Consider the following 16,266-nt stretch of genomic DNA (forward strand, 5'->3'; position numbering starts at 1 on the left):
CGCCGCCACGTCCTGATCGACGGCGCCGAGTTGCTCCCGGACGGCGTTCGCGCGTCGGGCATCCGACGGGGACGGTCGGCGACGGGTGGGCGCCGTCGGTTCGCAACGATGCGAAGTTTCCCGTTAGTATGGCAATCGATCCGATTTGCCCTTTTGGCGAACGGCATGCAGTTCGGGGCGTCCCTAGTTTCGGCGGTGTGCCGCGCGCACAATGCGACCGTGTGCCCTGCACACACTTGCAAACCTGTTACACCCCGCCGCCAGGCCCGACCCCGACGGAGTGCCTTTTGCTCGTCATACTCTTCGCCCACGCGGTGGCCGCACTGCTCGCGCCATCCCTGGTCAGAGTCATGGGGAGAAATGCTTTCCTGCCGTTGTCGCTGGTACCGCTCGGCGGTCTGGGTTGGGTGCTGGCGAACTGGGGAACCGAGCGCACGCTCCACATCACCTGGGCCGCCACGGTGTCCATGGACATCGACATGCGTTTCGACTCGCTCGCCGCGATCATGTCGGTGCTGGTCCTCGGGATCGGTGCCCTGATCCTGCTGTACTGCTCGCGCTACTTCAGCGACGACGAGCCGCGCCTCGGCATCTTCGCGGCCGAGATGGTTGCGTTCGCCGGCGCGATGTTCGGCCTGGTCACCAGCGACAACATGCTCGTGCTCTACACCTTCTGGGAACTGACCACGATCCTGTCGTTCCTGCTGGTCGGCCACTACGCGGAACGCGCGTCGAGTCGTCGAGCCGCGACGCAGGCCCTGCTGGTGACGACCGCCGGTGGTCTCGCGATGCTCGTCGGCATCATCATCCTCGGGCAACTGGCCGGCAGCTACAACCTGTCCGCGGTCATCGAGGCCGCCCCGGGCGGCTGGCTCGCCGGGGTCGGCCTCGTGCTGATGCTCATCGGCGCGTTGTCGAAGTCCGCTGTCGTTCCGCTGCACTTCTGGCTGCCGGGAGCGATGGCCGCCCCGACACCGGTGTCCGGTTATCTGCATGCGGCGGCCATGGTCAAAGCCGGCATCTACCTGGTCGCGCGCCTCGCCCCGGCGTTCGCCGATGCGGCGCCCTGGCGACCGATCGTCATCACGCTCGGTCTGGCGTCGATGTTGCTGGCCGGGTGGCGTGCGTTCCGCGCGTTCGACCTGAAGCTGATCCTCGCGTTCGGCACCGTCAGCCAGCTCGGTTTCCTCACGATGCTGGTCGGTGTCGGCACCCGTGAGGCCGCGCTGGCCGGGATGACGATGGTCGTCGCCCACGCGATGTTCAAGGCGTGCCTGTTCATGGTGGTCGGCATCATCGACCACTCCACCGGCACCCGCGACATTCGCAAGCTTGCTCATCTGGGCAAGCGGGCCCCGTATCTTGCGGCCGTGGCGATCCTCGCCGCAATGAGCATGGCCGGATTGCCCCCGCTGCTCGGGTTCGTCGGCAAGGAAACCGCACTCGAGTCGGTGCTGGTCGCGGACGTGCTGCCGGCGTGGGCCCGGATCGCGGCGATCATCGCGATGGTGGCCGGCTCGATTCTGACCCTGGCCTACAGCATACGGTTCATCTGGGGCGCGTTCGGCCGCAAGCAGCTCAAGCGTCCCAGCCTCGCCGTCCAGAATTTCCACGCCCCCGGCCCGCTGCTGTTGTCGGCGCCGTCCGTGCTGGCCCTCGGCGGCCTGGCCGGCGGACTCGCCGCACCGTGGATCGATTCGCTGCTGAGCCCGTACGCCGACACCCTGCCTTCGAGCCTCGGCTCTCCGTATCATCTGGCGCTATGGCACGGGCTCACCCTGCCTCTGGGCCTGACCGGCATCGTCGTGGCCGGCGGTGTCGCGATGTACCTGGCTCAGCGCACCGTGACGCGACTGCGGTTCGAGCATCCGCCACTCGGCAACGCCGACCGCATCTACGACGCGACGCTGCGCGGCATGGACACCCTCTCGATGCGTCTCACCGGTGTCACCCAGCGCGGTTCGCTGCCGCTGACGCAGGCGACGATCCTCGTCAGCCTCGTGGTCCTGCCCTCGGTGCTGCTGCTCGTGTTCGGTCTCGACTCGGCACCTGCCACCCGCCTGTGGGACACCCCGTGGCAGGTCCCGGTCGTGCTGATCGTCTCGGCCGGAGCGCTGGCCGCGACCGTCCTGCGCAACCGTCTCGCCGGGGTCCTGGTCGTCGGTCTGACCGGTTACGGTCTCGGCGTCCTCTTCGCGCTGCACGGCGCTCCCGATCTCGCGCTCACCCAGTTCCTGGTGGAGACGGTGACACTCGTGGTGTTCGTGCTGGTGCTGCGCAAACTTCCCGCCGAGGCCGACCCGTCCGCGAACGTCGGCAAACGCCTGCCCCGCGCTCTCCTCGGGATCGCCGTCGGTGTCGCCGTCACCGCGATCGGCGCATACGCGGTCGCGGCCCGCAGCACCGAGCCGATCTCGCTGCTGCTCCCGGACGCGGCCTACAACCTGGGCAACGGCAAGAACGTCGTGAACGTGCTGCTCGTCGATATCCGCGCATGGGACACGATGGGCGAGATCTCCGTGCTGCTGGTCGCCGCAACCGGTGTCGCGAGCCTCGTGTTCCGCACCCGCCGGTTCGGGACGGCACCGCGCATCGCCGACGCACCCGCTGCACAACTCGACGCCGCGAACGCAAGCACCGAGACGACGTGGCTGCGCGGCGGTGACTTCATCGATCCGCGGCATCGTTCGCTGATTCTCGAGGTGACCACCCGCCTGGTGTTCCCGACGATGATGATGCTGTCGGTCTACTTCTTCTTCGCCGGGCACAACGCCCCCGGCGGCGGCTTCGCGGGCGGTCTCGTCGCGGGCCTGGCCCTGGTGCTGCGGTACCTCGCCGGTGGACGGTACGAACTCGGCGAAGCCGTTCCGATCGACGCCGGCAAGATCCTCGGCCTGGGCCTGACGTTCTCGGCCGGCACCGCACTGGCGTCGCTGTTCCTGGGCGCCCCCGCGCTCTCGTCCGCGACGATCGAGGTCACGTTGCCGCTGCTCGGCCACATCAAACTGGTCACCGCCATGTTCTTCGACCTCGGCGTGTACCTCATCGTGGTCGGCCTGGTCCTCGATGTGCTGCGCAGCCTCGGGGCCCGCCTCGACGCCGAGACGATCGGAGGTCCCCGGTGAACAGCGCGAATCTGACCCTCCTCGCGGCTGTCGGGGTACTCAGCGCGACCGGTGTCTACCTGCTGCTCGAACGCAGCATCATCAAGATGCTGCTCGGCCTGCTGCTGATCGGCAACGGCATCAACCTGCTGATCCTGACCCTCGGTGGCCCCTCCGGCAGCGCGCCCATCGTCGGCAGTTCCAACGACCTGCACGAGGCCATGGCCGATCCGCTGGCACAAGCGATGATCCTCACCGCAATCGTCATCACGATGGGCATCGCGGCGTTCGTGCTGGCCCTGACCTACCGCTCCTACACCATCCGGGCACGCGACGAAGTCGAGAACGACCCCGAGGACACCAAGGTCTCGCGGCGCCGCGCCCCCGCGGATGCACCGGACCGCGACCGGTCCGACGACCCGCTCACCGGCGAGCCCAGCAAGAGCGGCGACGCGTTCGACGCCGCGGGCAATCCGATCCCCCTCGAGGCACTGACCAACATCGAGGACCTCGAAGCCTACGAGGACCTGCACGACGGCGACTTCGACGACGTGACCGACTCGGCGTACACCGAGGTGCACGCGGGCGGCGACGAGCCACGCGACGGGGACGGCCGGTCATCCCAGCGTGGCCGGGACGCCTCGTCACCGAAGGGAGACCGCCGATGACGCTGTCCGCGGCCGCACTGATCCCCCTGCCCGTCCTGATCCCCCTACTCGCCGCCGCAACGACCCTGATCCTCGGCCGGCGGCCCCGCGCGCAACGGTTCGTGACGGTGTCCGCGCTGACCGGGTCGCTGGTCGTGACGGCGCTGCTGTTGTACCTCGCCGACCGCGACGGCATCGCGGTGCTGCAGATCGGCGGCTGGGAGGCCCCGATGGGCATCTCGCTGGTCGTGGACCGGCTGGCCGCCCTGATGCTGGTGGTCTCGGCGATCGTGCTGCTCGCCGTCATGCTGTTCGCGGTCGGTCAGGGCATCCACGACGGCAACGAGCAGCAACCGGTGTCGATCTTCCTGCCCACCTATCTCGCCCTGACGGCGGGCGTGAACATCGCCTTCCTCGCCGGCGACCTGTTCAACCTGTTCGTCGGATTCGAGGTGCTGCTCGCCGCGTCGTTCGTGCTGTTGACGTTGGGTGCGAGCGCCGACCGCGTTCGTGCCGGCGTCTCGTACGTCATGGTGTCGATGGTGTCGTCGCTGATCTTCCTGATCGGCATGGCCTTCGCGTACGCCGCGACGGGCACCCTGAACCTGGCGCACATGGCCGTGCGGCTGGACGACGTGCCGTCCGGGACCCGCGCCGCGATCTTCGGGGTGCTGCTCGTCGCGTTCGGTATCAAGGCGGCGGTGTTCCCGCTGTCGACGTGGTTGCCGGACTCCTACCCCACCGCGCCGGCCCCCGTCACCGCGGTGTTCGCGGGCCTGCTCACGAAGGTCGGCGTGTACGCCATCATCCGCGCGCACACGCTGCTGTTCCCCGGCGGTGAACTCGACAATGTGCTGCTGATCGCAGGTCTGTTGACGATGCTGATCGGCATCCTCGGTGCCATCGCCCAGAACGACATCAAGCGTCTGCTCTCGTTCACCCTCGTCAGCCACATCGGGTACATGGTCTTCGGTGTGGCGCTGTCCACCCAGACCGGCATGACCGGCGCCGTGTACTACGTGGCGCACCACATCCTCGTGCAGACCACCTTGTTCCTCGTGGTCGGGCTGATCGAACGACAGGCCGGTTCGGCGTCGCTGCGCCGGCTCGGTGGTCTGGCCCTGGCCAGCCCGCTGCTGGCCGTCCTGTTCCTGATACCGGGACTGAATCTCGGCGGCATCCCGCCGTTCTCCGGGTTCATCGGCAAGATCGCGTTGCTGCAGGCCGGCGCCGAGGACGGGTCGGCGCTGGCATGGATGCTGGTCGCGGGCGGTACCGTCACGAGCCTGCTGACGCTGTACGTCATCGCGCGCGTCTGGTCGAAGGCGTTCTGGCGGGCCCGCGCCGACGCCCCGGAAGGCGAGCTTGCCGATGTCGCCCCGTCGGCGCTGATCGACGAGTCTGCCGAGGACATCGCGTTCGACGACCGCGCCGATGTCGGCAAGATGCCGTTCGCGATGCTCGCCCCGACGGTCGGCCTGGTCGCGGTCGGCCTGGCACTGACGGTGTTCGCCGGGCCGCTGCTCGACATCAGCGAACGGGCAGCCGCGAACCTGCTGGATCGCTCGGTGTACATCGAGGCCGTGTTGGGAGGCCCGCGATGACGATGAAACGGTCGAATGTTCTGCGGTTGTTCGTGCTGGGCTGGATGACGCTCGTCTGGGTGCTGTTGTGGGGCAACATCACCGTCGCGAACGTCGCCGGGGGTGCACTCGTCGCCGTAGTCGTGTCGCTGGTACTGCCGCTGCCGCGGGTACCCGTCGAGGGTCGCGTGCACCTGGGGTCGGCTGCATATCTCGCGGTGGTGATCTTCGTCGAATCGATCCGGTCGACGATCGCAGTCGCGTGGCTTGCGATCCGGCCGTCCGCCCCTCCGGTGACGGGTGTGCTGCGCTGCCGGCTGACCATCAAATCCGACCTGGTGCTCACGCTGTGGACGGACATCATGAACAACATTCCGGGCACCATGGTCCTCGAGATCGATCAGGTACGCCGGATCATGTACGTGCACGTGCTGGATGTGAGCACCGACCGCGCCGTCGCCGACTTCTATCGTTCGGCGCGGCGCATCGAACGGCTGCTCATCCACACATTCGAGCGGGACGTCGACTGGCAGCCCAGCGCGTGGAAGGGCTCCTCGGAGGGAAGGTCATGACGACGATATTGACGGTCAGCGGGGTTCTGCTGCTGATCTCCGCGTTGCTGATCACCATTCGGGTGCTGGCCGGTCCGACGTCGCTGGACCGCCTGGTCGCGGTGGACGCGATCCTCGCGATCGCGATGTGCGGATTGACCTTGTGGGCGGTGTACAGCCGGGACACGACGATCGCACCGGCGATCGTGGCGCTCGCGCTGGTCGGGTTCATCGGGTCGGTGTCGGTGGCTCGTTTCCGGGTGCGTGACGACCGATGAGCACAGCCATCGACGTCGTCGGCCACATCCTGATCCTCGTCGGGTCGGTCATCTCGCTGACCGCCGCGGTCGGCATCATCCGCTTCCGGGACACCCTCTCACGCATGCACCCGGCAACGAAACCGCAGGTCATCGGGCTGCTGTTCGTGCTGGGCGGCGCAATGCTGATCCTGCGCGGCAACATCGACATCTGGATGCTGGCGCTGGCCGGCATGTTCATGGTGCTCACCGCGCCGGTCATCGCGCATCGGATCGGACGCGTCGCCTATCGCGAGCAGCTCGGCCGCGACGGGCTCATCGATTCCGACGAAGAGTCGTGGCCCTCGGGCTCCTGAGCGGGGAACGCCGTCCGGAAGGCGACGATCATCGCGACGAGTGAGGCGAGCAGCAGCGGCCCGGCGATCAGGGCGTGCTCGGCCATCACGGCCGGCAGATATCGGTAGGCGGCGAGCTGCGCGACGACGAGCAGCGTGCCGCCGGCGACGAGCCGGATCCGGAACGGTCCCCAGCCGCGGTCCGGGTCACGTAGCGCCGATTCGAGGGTCAGGCACAGCACCGCGCCGGTCACCAGATCGACGCCGTAGTGGTAGCCGAAACCGAGGGTCGCGGCGAGGGTGCCCGCCAGCCAGACCGCGCCCATCCACCGCAACCATCTCGGGCCGCTGCGCGAATGCAGGAACAGGGCCGTCGCCCAGGCGGTGTGCAGGCTGGGCATGCAGTTGCGGGGGGTCGCGTCGTCGAACGGAACCGGCACGGGCTGCAGGTTCAGCGGCGCCCACGCGGGCCAGGCGTCGACGATCTGCCAGCCGTTGCCGCTGCCGCCGAAGGCGAACACCGGCCCGACCACGGGAAAGAGCACGTAACACAGCGGTCCGACGAGGCCGATCAGCAGGAACGTGCGCACGAGGTGATGCGCCGGCCACGGTCGGCCGCCACCGACGTTCCGCAACTGGTACACGGCGACGACGATCGCGGCGACGGGCAACTCGATGTACACCCAGTGCAGCACCGCGTAGGCGACGTCGCCGAACTCGTTCAGAACCTGCCCCGCCAGCCACGACGGGTTGCCGAGCGCATGATCGGCGAGCTGGACGTATTCGTCGAGTACCTCGGGGCCGGCGAGCACGGTGAGCTTCAGCCACGCGTCCCCGATCTTCACCGACAGCACCAGCAGCACACCGAGTCCGATCCCGCGGAGCGCACCGCGGCGGGCCTCGCCGGTCATCGTGGCCGCGGTGTAGAGGGCCAGCACAGCCAGCACGATCGTCGGCCCGTTGCCGACGGTGAACGGCCCGTCCGCCAGGAGTCGTTCGACGAGGAATGCCCCGTCGATCAGGGCCGCAGCACCGATCGCCAGCCAGCGATCGCGGGCGGTCAGCCCGACCATCGCCAGCACCAGACCCGCCCACGGCACCGATGCGGACTGCGGAACTCCCACGACGTCACCGATCAGACCCGGCAGCGGCCCGGAGAATCCGGCATGCCGCGCGACGGCCTCGGCGATCAGGATCCCGGCGACCGCACCGGTGAGTGCGAACGGCACGAACCAGTGCGCGCGCTGACGCCGTTCCTGTCCAGTGGGTGGGGATTCCATGACCGACACCCGATGATGGTAAACGGGTGGTGAACGCGGACCGAATCATCGGTCGTCGAACGCGGGCGGGCTACCCGCCGTCAGTGACGCAGCTCGTCCACCAGCGAATCGACGACCGCACCGAGGTCGCCGCCGGTAGCCTCCGCGACACGGCGTTGACGCTGATAGGAAGCTCCCCGGACGGGGATGTCGGCAACCTTCGCCAGTTCGTCGGCGCAGCCCAGACGCACCGCTGTCGGCGTCAGCTGCTCGAGCAGGTCGTGCAGGTCGTCCGTGACGAGCCTCTCGTTGCAGACCGGGTCGAGGATCACCTCGGCGTCGAGCCCGTACCGCGCGGCCCGCCACTTGTTCTCCTTGACATGCCACGGCTGGAGCGTCGGCAATTCCTCACCGCGTTCGAGGCATTCGTCGAAGTACACGACGAGGGAGTGAACGAGGGCGACGAGGGCGGCGAGTTCACCGCGGTTCGTGATGCCGTCGAACACGCGGACCTCGAGGGTTCCCCACTTCGGTGCGGGCCGGATGTCCCAGTGCATTCCGCCGGGCTTGCTGATGACACCCGATTTGAGCTGGTCCTCGATGAACGATTCGTACTGCGCCCAGTTCGCGAAGTGGTAGGGCAGTCCCGCGGTGGGCAACTGCTGGAACATCAGCGCCCGGTTGCTCGCGTAACCGGTGTCGAGTCCGGCCCAGATCGGCGACGAGGCGGACAACGCCAGCAGATGCGGGTACTTCACGAGCATCGCGTTGAGGATCGGGATGACCTTCTCCGCCGATGAGATGCCGACGTGGACGTGCACGCCCCAGATGAGCATCTGGCGCCCCCACCACCGGGTCCGGTCGATCATCTCGTTGTAGTCCGGGCTGCAGGTCACCACCTGATCGGACCACTGCGCGAACGGGTGGGTGCCGGCGCACATCAGGTCCACCCCGAGCGGGTCCGCGGCGGCCCGCAGCAGATCGAGCGACTCGGACAGGTCGTCGACGGCCTCGGCTACCGTGTCGTGCACGTCGGTGACCAGCTCGACGGTGTTGCGCAGGAATTCCTTGGTCAGTCGCGGAGTATGCCCGGCCCTGGCCTCGACCGCGTCGAAGACGACCGCAGCGGTGTTCGACAGATCCCGCGTCGACTTGTCGACCAGCGCGATCTCCCACTCCACGCCGAGGGTGGGTCGCGGCGAACCGGGGAACTCAACAGACACACCCCGAATCCAACCACAGCGCCCCGGCGACCGGCACTCGGTCGCGGGGGCGCTGTGAGGGGCTGTGCTGTGAAACGTGTTACGCGGGCGCCGATCAGCCGATCACGCCGCACGCGAGACGCGCGCCACCGGCGGTCTCCTCGTGCACGACGACGGACGTGCCGTCCGGGCCCTGGAGGTCGGCGATCGTGAAGGCCGTGGTGGCGACGGTGGCCCGCGCGGTGCCGTCGGCGACGACGACGAACGCGCCGAGGTCGCCGCTCTCCGGAACGGCGGTGTGGCCGGGGACCTGCAGGTGTCCGCCGGCGGAAAGGAAGTTCCCGGGCTCGCCGCCGGTCGGTGCGGTGGAGTTGGTCTCACACTTGCCGATCGAGTGCACGTGCACACCGCGGTAACCGGCGGGCAGGCCCTCGAGGTTGAGCGTCACCTCGACGGCGTCGCCCTGGCCGGCGAACTCGATGGTGCCCGCCTCCTCGCCCGTCGGCGTCTTCAGCGTCGCGGTCAGCGATTCGGCCGCGCCGCCGCCGGCGGCCCCTTCGGTTTCTCCGTGGGCGCCCGCTGCGGGTGCCGGCGAACCGGTCCACACCGGCGGGGTGGTGCCGGGGATGTCGGACGCTTCCTCACTGTTGCTGCAGGCACTCAGGCCCACCGCAGCGATCGCGACGATCGGGGCGAGCGCACGCCAGGACATGCGACGGGTGGAACTCGAGGCCATCAAACCGCTCCTTCGAAATGCCGGAAAGTCACTCGATCATAACCGGGTCCGAATCACCCTCATTGGGAGGTGACGATGACGATGACGCCGGGCGAGGAGTCCGAGATTCCCTCGAATCGGGGTTGTGCGGTCACGCCGAGCGCCTCGGCGACGGCCTCGGCGGTCTCGCGTTCGCCGGGCCCGGTCCCGTAGTAGACGGAGGTGGTGGCGATCAGTCCGTCGCTGTAGTTGCCGGTCTCGCTGATGACGAATCCGTCGTCCTCGAGCAGGCTCGCGGTCTGCGCGGCCAGACCCGCCACCTCACTGTTGTTGAACACCCGCACCGGCGTCGCCGACTCGGGGGCGAGGCCGCCGAGCGACGACGTGCTCGTGGTGGCGGCGCTCGTGGTGGTTGCCCGCGCGGCGGTCGTGGTCGGAGCAGCGGCGGCGGTCGACGGGGCGGCCGCACGGGTCGAAGGGACGGCGGTCGATGTTGCCGGGGCGGCGACCGGTTCGGTCGCCGGTGGGGTGGCACTGTCCGAATCGGAACCGCCCAGCGACGCCAGGCCGATGCCCGCGAACAGTATCGCCAGCGAGATCAGCACCATCGCGAGTGCCCGCAGCGGTGGGCCCGAGGATTCGGTGTTCGTACGCACGCCTTCGACCATAGTTGCCTCGCCGATGTCCGCCCGCGGTCAGCGGGTGATCTCGAAACCCAGGCGCCGCGCGGCCCTGGCCTTCTGCCGGCTCGCCCGCAGCCGACGCAGCCGCTTGACCAGCATGGGGTCCGCGGCGAGCGCTTCGGGCCGGTCCACCAGCGCATTGAGCACCTGGTAATACCGGGTCGCGGACAGCCCGAACAGCTCCTTGATGGCTTCTTCCTTGGCGCCCGCGTACTTCCACCACTGGCGTTCGAAGGCCAGGATGTCGTGCTCCCGGCGGGTCAGCCCGTGCTCCCCCACCTCGTTCGGGTTCGCGGGAGCCTGAACCTCGGCGGCGTCGCTGCTCTGCTGGGGATCGTCCACGGACCGGTTCACATTGTCGTGCGCCGCTGCGCCGTCCATCTCACTCCTCGCCTGCCTCGAATCACACCGATAACACCCGTGTGTTTCCGACGCCAATTGAACCACGGGGTAGCGACAGGTACCGGTTCGTCGAGCGGGCGAGTCCGGCGCACTATTCTGTTCCACCATGGCCATCCTTCCCATCGTGATCACCGGCGACCCGGTTCTGCACAACCCCACGGCACCGGTGACCGAATCCCCCGCCGAGATCGCCCAGCTGATCGCCGACATGTACGAAACGATGGACGCGGCCAACGGCGTCGGTCTCGCCGCGAACCAGGTCGGGGTCGGCAAGCGCCTGTTCGTCTACGACTGCCCCGACCACGACGGCAACGGCAACGTCGTCCGCCGCCGCGGCGCGGTGATCAACCCGGTCCTCGAAACCTCCGAGATCCCCGAGACCATGCCCGACCCGGACGACGATCTCGAGGGCTGCCTGTCCGTTCCCGGCGAGAACTTCCCGACCGGCCGCGCCGAGTGGGCGAAGGTCACCGGCACCGACGCCGACGGCAATCCGATCGAGATCGAGGGCCACGGCTTCTTCGCGCGCATGCTGCAGCACGAGGTCGGACATCTCGACGGCTTCCTGTACATCGACGTCCTGATCGGCCGCAACGCACGCGCCGCGAAGAAGACGATCAAGCGTGCCGGCTGGGGTGTGCCCGGGCTGACGTGGCTGCCGGGGACCGTCGAGGATCCGTTCGGCCACGACGACGACGAGGACTGACGACACGGTTATGCCCTCCGATCCGGCGCGGCCTTCCGACCCTGGCGGCACGATTCCGCTGGGATCCCGGGTCGTGCTGCGCTACCGGCTGCCCGCCGGATACAGCCACCCGATGACCGACGTGATCGGTGAGCTCGTCGCCCTCGAACCCGCGGTCGTGGTCCGCACCGAAACGCGGCAGCTCGTCCAGGTCGCGCCGGACTCCGTCGTCGCGCTCAAGGCGCTCGCTGCCCGGCCCATCCGGACCCGCGAGATCCGGGCGCTCGAGGTGGCCGCGGCAGCGGGCTGGCCCGGTCTCGAACTCCAGTGGGTGGACGGCTGGCTGCTGCGGGCCGGCGCCGGATTCACCTCGCGCGCGAACTCGGCGATTCCGCTCGGCGAGCCCGGTACCGTCGCCGATCCGGCCGACCCGGAGGTCCGGGCACGGCTCGCCGGCTGGTTCGCCGACCGTGGGCTGCCGCTGCGCCTGCTGATTCCCGATCGGCTCGCCCGGATCCCCGCCGGGTGGCCGTCCGGTGAGGAGATGCAGGTCATGGCCGCCGACCTGGACAGCGTCCCGTTGCCGGAGGGACCGACCCCGGTCATCGTGAGCAGCACACCGGACCCGAACTGGCTGTCGCGGTACCGCGGAGGGACGCTGCCCGAGGACGCTCGTCGCGTGCTCGGCGCGGTCGCGCGCGGTGTGCTCGGGTTCGGCCGGATCGGCACACCCGGCACCGAGCCGGTCGCGATCGGCCGGGCCGCGGTGACCGACGCACCCGACGGCCGGCGGTGGGTGGGATTGACCGCGGTCGAGGTCGCGCCCGAGCACCGCCGGAACGGCCTGGGCACACTGCTGTGCGGATCGTTGCTGCGTTGGGGCCGTGGCCGTGGCGCGACGCACGCCTATGTGCAGGTCGCCGACGGCAACACCGCGGCGCGGGCGCTGTACCGCGAGTTGGGGTTCGTCGATCACCACCGCTACCGATACGTGACCGAGCCTGTCGGGCCGCTCGCCTAGAGTGTGCGTGTGCGCCTTGCTACCTGGAATGTGAACTCCGTCCGCGCCCGGACCGATCGGATCGTCGACTGGCTTCAGCGAACCGAGACCGACGTGCTGGCCATGCAGGAAACCAAGTGCAAGGACGAGCAGTTTCCGTACGGCCGTTTCGAGGAGCTCGGCTACCAGGTCGCGCACGTCGGGTTGAGCCAGTGGAACGGGGTCGCGATCGTCTCCCGCGTCGGACTCGACGACGTGCAGATCGGCTTCGATGATCAGCCCGGCTTCACGAAGGACCCGGATGCTGCGCCCGCGCAGGAGGCACGCGCGATCGGCGCGACCTGCGGCGGTGTGCGGGTGTGGAGCCTGTACGTCCCGAACGGTCGCGAACTGGAAGATCCGCACTACACCTACAAGCTGGACTGGCTCGCGAAGCTGCGCGCCGACGCACAGGGCTGGCTGCATGCGGACCCGCAGACTCCGATCGCGCTCGTCGGCGACTGGAACATCGCACCGACCGACGAGGACGTGTGGGATCCGGCCTTCTTCGAAGGCAAGACGCACACGTCCCGGCCGGAGCGTGAGGCGTTCTCCGCGTTCGTCGACGGCGGGTTCACCGACGTGGTGCGCCCGCACGCGCCCGGCCCGGGTATCTACACGTACTGGGACTACACGCAGCTGCGTTTCCCGAAGAAGCAGGGCATGCGGATCGACTTCGTCCTCGGCTCGCCGGCGCTCGCGGCGCGGGTCCGCGGTGCCGAGATCGACCGGAACGAACGCAAGGGCAAGGGCGCCAGCGATCACGCCCCCGTCGTGGTGGATCTGACGGACTGACCGTGCCCGCGCCGGCCGGGCGAATGCCCGTCAGGCGCGACGCCGCGCCGGTTCGACGGGCACGATCACGTCGCGATACTCGGGGTTGGAATCGAGGAACCGCCGCACGTACGTGCAGACCGGGCGCACCTTCCAGGCCCGGCGGCGAGCGATGTCCAGCGACCGTCCGACGAGAATGCCCGCCAGTCCCTGATGACCGAAATCCTCGACGATCACGGTGTGCAGGAAATCGACGACCGGATGGTTGCGTCCCGGAACACCCGACGGGCGGTCGGTGTCGAAGTATCCGAGGATACCCACGAGATCTCCGTTGAGCCGGAGCTCGAAGCGGTTCTGATCCGCATTGTCGGACACCTCGGCATGCGGCAAGTTGGTGACCATGAACCCCTCCGTGGTGCCAGAACATTAATGTGACGCACGCCACTATAGAGCACGACATGCCGGCCGCTGGAAGCCCCCTGCCGGTGTTCTCACTCCTCTCCGATCCGGGAGCCCCGATTCCATGACGCTCCACATCGAACACCCGCCGGGATAGGCCGAACGGCTGTCACCACCAGGACGTTTCGCCGAGACACGACCACCGTCGCCGGACCGGACCGTCACGCTCCGGCAGTCGCCGCCGAGCCCCCGGTAGGCTCACGCGCGTGAAGTTGCTGCCCTTGGCCCCCCGCGGCCAGACCCCGATCCGGGCCCTCACCATCGCCGGTACCGATTCCGGAGGGGGCGCGGGCATCCAGGCCGACTCGCGGACGATGGCGATGTGCGGAGTTCATGCGTGCGTCGCGGTGGCGGCGGTGACGGTGCAGAACTCGCTGGGCGTGAGCGGGTTCCACGAAATTCCCCCGGAGACCGTCGCCGCGCAGGTGCGCTGTGTCGTCGAGGACATCGGCGTGACGGCGGCGAAGACCGGGATGCTGGCGTCGACCGCGATCATCGAGTCCGTCGCGCAGGTGTGCACCGAAGTCGGCATCGGGCACGGGCAGCCGATTCCGCTCGTGGTGGATCCGGTGTGCGCGTCGATGCACGGCGATCCGCTGCTGCACGCCGAGGCCCTCGACGCGGTGCGCACCGTCCTCATCCCCCGGGCCACCGTCGTGACACCGAATCTGGACGAGATCCGGCTCATCACGGGCATCGACGTCGTCGACGATGTCACCGCGCGACGCGCCGCCGAAGCCCTGCACGCGCTCGGCGCGCAGTGGGCGATCGTCAAGGGCGGGCACCTGCGCACGTCGCCGGACAGCACCGACCTGCTGTTCGACGGTGACCACTTCCTGGAGTTCACGAGCCCGCGCATCGACACGGGCAACGACCACGGCGGCGGCGACACCCTCGCCGCGGCGATCGCGTCGGCGCTCGCGCACGGCTGGTCGGTTCCGGATGCGGTGGCGTTCGCGAAGGAGTGGGTCACCCGGTGCCTCGAGTGGGCGTACGACCTGGGCGGTGGGCACGGGCCGGTCAATCCGCTGTGGCGGCTGCAGGCCTGATCCCGGTCAGTTTCCGGATCGTTCCCGGTCCCGCGCGTCCCCGGTCGGCACTCCGTCGAGCGACTGCGCGTAGGTGCCGACGCCGTAGCCGACCGACGCGGCGGTGACCGCGAGCGCATCGCGGTCGATGTTGCCGAGGGTGTCCTGCGGCGAGTGGTAGTTCGGGTCGAACGCGGTGTCGACCTCGCCACCCCACTTGCCGGCCTGATCCGCGGACTTACGTTCGTCGGCCCCACTGAAGACACCGCCGGCCGGGATGCCGGCCTCGACGAACGGGCCGTAGTCCGACCGTCCGTCGAAGTCCGTGCCGTCGGCGGCGACGCCGCGGGACTCGAAGAACGAACGGAAGGTCTGTTCGATGCCGGCCGAGCCTTCCGGGCCCGGACCCGCACCCACCGCATCGGAATCGTCGCCGTCGTAGACGAGGTATCCGGGGTTCGGGGAACCCAGCATGTCGAAGTTGAGATACAGCGCGATCGAGTCGCGCTCGTCGTCGGACAGGGATTCGACGTACCGGGTCGAGCCGACGAGGCCGGTCTCCTCGGCGCCCCAGAACGCGAACCGCACCGCGTTGGTGATCGTCGGGCCGGAGCCGAGTTGCAGCGCGGTCTCGAGGACCGCAGCGACGCCGCTGCCGTTGTCGTTGATGCCGGGCCCTTCGGGAACGCTGTCGAGGTGCGCGCCGACCACGACGACGTCGTCGGTGCCTCCGGTTGCGGTCTGCGCGATCACGTTCCGGGAGCGGATGTCCTCGATGGTGGTGTCGACGACCAGGGTCGCGGTTTCGGCCGCGGCGAGGGCGGCACCGTCGTTGCCGCTGACACCGGCCGCGGGGATCAGCTCGTCGCCGTCCTCGCCGAGGGTGCCGCCGGCGAGGGGTCCGGGTTCGTTGTTGACGACGAGCAGCGCCGCGGCGCCGCGTTCGGCGGCGGCCTTCTGCTTGGCCGAGAACGGGCACACACCCCGGTCGACGACGGCGATGGCCCCGGCGGCGTCGAGGCCGTCGTAGTCGGTGACCTCGCAGCCGGGGGTGTCGTCGGCGGGGACCCGCACGACGCGTGCGGTGATGCCGTCCGGACCCGTGGACGGCGACATCCCGAGGACTCTCAACTCGACGGGTGCGCCGTCGACGGTCAGCGAGGCATCGTTGACATCGAACGAGGTGACGTCGAATTCCGGTGTCCGCACATCGAACCCGGCTTCGCGAAGTTTCCCGGCGACGTAGTCGACGCTCGCGTCGTAGCCGGTGGTCCCCAACGCACGGTTGCCGCCGTTCTCGGTGGCGATGCGTTCGAGTTCCTGCAGGTGCCCGACGACCGCGTCGAGCTGGACCGCGTCGGCGAGGGCGGGCGCATCGAGCGGCGCGGGCGGCGCGGAGGTGTTCGAGCAGGCGGCGATCCCCAGCGCAGCGGCGGCGATCATGATTCCCGACAGTGTCATCGCGTTCATCACGGTCCGCCCCATCCGGCGAGGATACCCGCCAGGTCCGTCCGAACCGGGGGACGACACCGAGACCGATAAC

The 16,266-nt window shown here is 69.0% G+C and carries 17 protein-coding genes; 10 read left to right on the forward strand and 7 right to left on the reverse strand.

The genetic code is table 11. The annotated features are described in order from the left end of the window. Window positions 1–287 precede the first annotated feature (287 nt). Genes RZ1_RS18020 through mnhG form a run of 6 tightly spaced genes read left to right on the forward strand, consistent with a single transcriptional unit; the run spans window position 288 to window position 6,498 of the window. Window positions 288–3,125, forward strand: a complete 2,838-nt coding sequence (locus tag RZ1_RS18020) for a Na+/H+ antiporter subunit A (protein WP_072813878.1) — start codon at window positions 288–290, stop codon at window positions 3,123–3,125. Then, window positions 3,122–3,772: a Na(+)/H(+) antiporter subunit C gene (locus RZ1_RS18025; RefSeq protein ID WP_072813879.1), complete on the forward strand. Its 651-nt coding sequence runs from the start codon at window positions 3,122–3,124 to the stop codon at window positions 3,770–3,772. The genes RZ1_RS18020 and RZ1_RS18025 overlap by 4 nt, the downstream gene beginning before the upstream one ends. After that, entirely contained in the window at window positions 3,769–5,355 is a 1,587-nt protein-coding gene (locus RZ1_RS18030; protein WP_072813880.1) for a Na+/H+ antiporter subunit D, read from the forward strand. Before RZ1_RS18025 ends, RZ1_RS18030 begins: the two co-directional genes overlap by 4 nt. Before the next feature lie 2 nt (window positions 5,356–5,357). After that, a complete protein-coding gene (locus RZ1_RS18035; RefSeq protein ID WP_072813881.1) occupies window positions 5,358–5,906 on the forward strand; it encodes a Na+/H+ antiporter subunit E in 549 nt (182 codons plus the stop codon). Next, window positions 5,903–6,163 carry a monovalent cation/H+ antiporter complex subunit F gene (locus RZ1_RS18040; protein ID WP_072813882.1) on the forward strand — a complete coding sequence of 87 codons (261 nt, stop codon included), beginning with the start codon at window positions 5,903–5,905 and terminating at the stop codon, window positions 6,161–6,163. Before RZ1_RS18035 ends, RZ1_RS18040 begins: the two co-directional genes overlap by 4 nt. Beyond that, window positions 6,160–6,498, forward strand: coding sequence for a monovalent cation/H(+) antiporter subunit G (gene mnhG, locus RZ1_RS18045; RefSeq protein WP_072813883.1), 339 nt, complete (start codon window positions 6,160–6,162; stop codon window positions 6,496–6,498). Before RZ1_RS18040 ends, mnhG begins: the two co-directional genes overlap by 4 nt. Here the strand turns inward: mnhG and RZ1_RS18050 are convergent. From RZ1_RS18050 to napA, 5 genes are all read right to left on the reverse strand, one after another. Continuing rightward, complete coding sequence (locus RZ1_RS18050; protein WP_072813972.1) at window positions 6,429–7,757, reverse strand: phosphatase PAP2 family protein; 1,329 nt, start codon at window positions 7,755–7,757, stop codon at window positions 6,429–6,431. The two genes, mnhG and RZ1_RS18050, sit on opposite strands and share 70 nt — an antisense overlap. Before the next feature lie 80 nt (window positions 7,758–7,837). Then, window positions 7,838–8,959: a glutamate--cysteine ligase gene (locus RZ1_RS18055; RefSeq protein ID WP_072813884.1), complete on the reverse strand. Its 1,122-nt coding sequence runs from the start codon at window positions 8,957–8,959 to the stop codon at window positions 7,838–7,840. 94 nt (window positions 8,960–9,053) lie between these two features. After that, entirely contained in the window at window positions 9,054–9,674 is a 621-nt protein-coding gene (sodC, locus tag RZ1_RS18060) for a superoxide dismutase[Cu-Zn] (RefSeq protein ID WP_072813885.1), read from the reverse strand. Window positions 9,675–9,733: 59 nt separating this feature from the next. Further along, entirely contained in the window at window positions 9,734–10,321 is a 588-nt protein-coding gene (locus RZ1_RS18065) for a LytR C-terminal domain-containing protein (protein ID WP_072813886.1), read from the reverse strand. A gap of 27 nt (window positions 10,322–10,348) precedes the next feature. Beyond that, a complete protein-coding gene (gene napA / locus RZ1_RS18070; protein ID WP_072813887.1) occupies window positions 10,349–10,717 on the reverse strand; it encodes a nucleoid-associated protein NapA in 369 nt (122 codons plus the stop codon). Window positions 10,718–10,844: 127 nt separating this feature from the next. Between napA and RZ1_RS18075 the strand changes: the two genes are divergently transcribed. Genes RZ1_RS18075 through RZ1_RS18085 form a run of 3 tightly spaced genes read left to right on the forward strand, consistent with a single transcriptional unit; the run spans window position 10,845 to window position 13,257 of the window. Beyond that, window positions 10,845–11,444, forward strand: a complete 600-nt coding sequence (locus RZ1_RS18075; RefSeq protein WP_072813888.1) for a peptide deformylase — start codon at window positions 10,845–10,847, stop codon at window positions 11,442–11,444. Between the two features lie 10 nt (window positions 11,445–11,454). Further along, the gene (locus tag RZ1_RS18080; protein WP_072813889.1) at window positions 11,455–12,444 is read left to right on the forward strand and encodes an N-acetylglutamate synthase, CG3035 family; all 990 of its coding nucleotides are present in this window, start codon (window positions 11,455–11,457) and stop codon (window positions 12,442–12,444) included. 9 nt (window positions 12,445–12,453) lie between these two features. Beyond that, window positions 12,454–13,257, forward strand: coding sequence for an exodeoxyribonuclease III (locus RZ1_RS18085; RefSeq protein WP_072813890.1), 804 nt, complete (start codon window positions 12,454–12,456; stop codon window positions 13,255–13,257). Window positions 13,258–13,287: 30 nt separating this feature from the next. Here the strand turns inward: RZ1_RS18085 and RZ1_RS18090 are convergent, their stop codons facing one another. After that, the gene (locus tag RZ1_RS18090; RefSeq protein ID WP_072813891.1) at window positions 13,288–13,638 is read right to left on the reverse strand and encodes a GNAT family N-acetyltransferase; all 351 of its coding nucleotides are present in this window, start codon (window positions 13,636–13,638) and stop codon (window positions 13,288–13,290) included. Between the two features lie 263 nt (window positions 13,639–13,901). Between RZ1_RS18090 and thiD the strand changes: the two genes are divergently transcribed. After that, the gene (gene thiD, locus RZ1_RS18095) at window positions 13,902–14,744 is read left to right on the forward strand and encodes a bifunctional hydroxymethylpyrimidine kinase/phosphomethylpyrimidine kinase (RefSeq protein ID WP_072813892.1); all 843 of its coding nucleotides are present in this window, start codon (window positions 13,902–13,904) and stop codon (window positions 14,742–14,744) included. A gap of 6 nt (window positions 14,745–14,750) precedes the next feature. Here the strand turns inward: thiD and RZ1_RS18100 are convergent, their stop codons facing one another. After that, entirely contained in the window at window positions 14,751–16,208 is a 1,458-nt protein-coding gene (locus RZ1_RS18100; RefSeq protein ID WP_372481615.1) for a M28 family peptidase, read from the reverse strand. Window positions 16,209–16,266 lie beyond the last annotated feature (58 nt).

Origin of the sequence: Rhodococcus zopfii NBRC 100606 = JCM 9919, assembly GCF_001895025.1 — a bacterium.
Taxonomy (GTDB): Bacteria; Actinomycetota; Actinomycetes; order Mycobacteriales; family Mycobacteriaceae; genus Rhodococcus; species Rhodococcus zopfii.

Excerpts from the sequence above, each read along its gene's own strand:
- RZ1_RS18030 (WP_072813880.1), top strand. The coding sequence starts at position 3,769 with ATGACGCTGTCCGCGGCCGCACTGATCCCCCTGCCCGTCCTGATCCCC.
- RZ1_RS18035 (WP_072813881.1), top strand. The coding sequence starts at position 5,358 with ATGAAACGGTCGAATGTTCTGCGGTTGTTCGTGCTGGGCTGGATGACG.
- RZ1_RS18040 (WP_072813882.1), top strand. The coding sequence starts at position 5,903 with ATGACGACGATATTGACGGTCAGCGGGGTTCTGCTGCTGATCTCCGCG.
- mnhG (WP_072813883.1), top strand. The coding sequence starts at position 6,160 with ATGAGCACAGCCATCGACGTCGTCGGCCACATCCTGATCCTCGTCGGG.
- RZ1_RS18050 (WP_072813972.1), bottom strand. The coding sequence starts at position 7,757 with ATGGAATCCCCACCCACTGGACAGGAACGGCGTCAGCGCGCGCACTGG.
- sodC (WP_072813885.1), bottom strand. The coding sequence starts at position 9,674 with ATGGCCTCGAGTTCCACCCGTCGCATGTCCTGGCGTGCGCTCGCCCCG.
- RZ1_RS18065 (WP_072813886.1), bottom strand. The coding sequence starts at position 10,321 with ATGGTCGAAGGCGTGCGTACGAACACCGAATCCTCGGGCCCACCGCTG.
- napA (WP_072813887.1), bottom strand. The coding sequence starts at position 10,717 with ATGGACGGCGCAGCGGCGCACGACAATGTGAACCGGTCCGTGGACGAT.
- RZ1_RS18075 (WP_072813888.1), top strand. The coding sequence starts at position 10,845 with ATGGCCATCCTTCCCATCGTGATCACCGGCGACCCGGTTCTGCACAAC.
- RZ1_RS18080 (WP_072813889.1), top strand. The coding sequence starts at position 11,455 with ATGCCCTCCGATCCGGCGCGGCCTTCCGACCCTGGCGGCACGATTCCG.
- RZ1_RS18090 (WP_072813891.1), bottom strand. The coding sequence starts at position 13,638 with ATGGTCACCAACTTGCCGCATGCCGAGGTGTCCGACAATGCGGATCAG.
- RZ1_RS18100 (WP_372481615.1), bottom strand. The coding sequence starts at position 16,208 with ATGGGGCGGACCGTGATGAACGCGATGACACTGTCGGGAATCATGATC.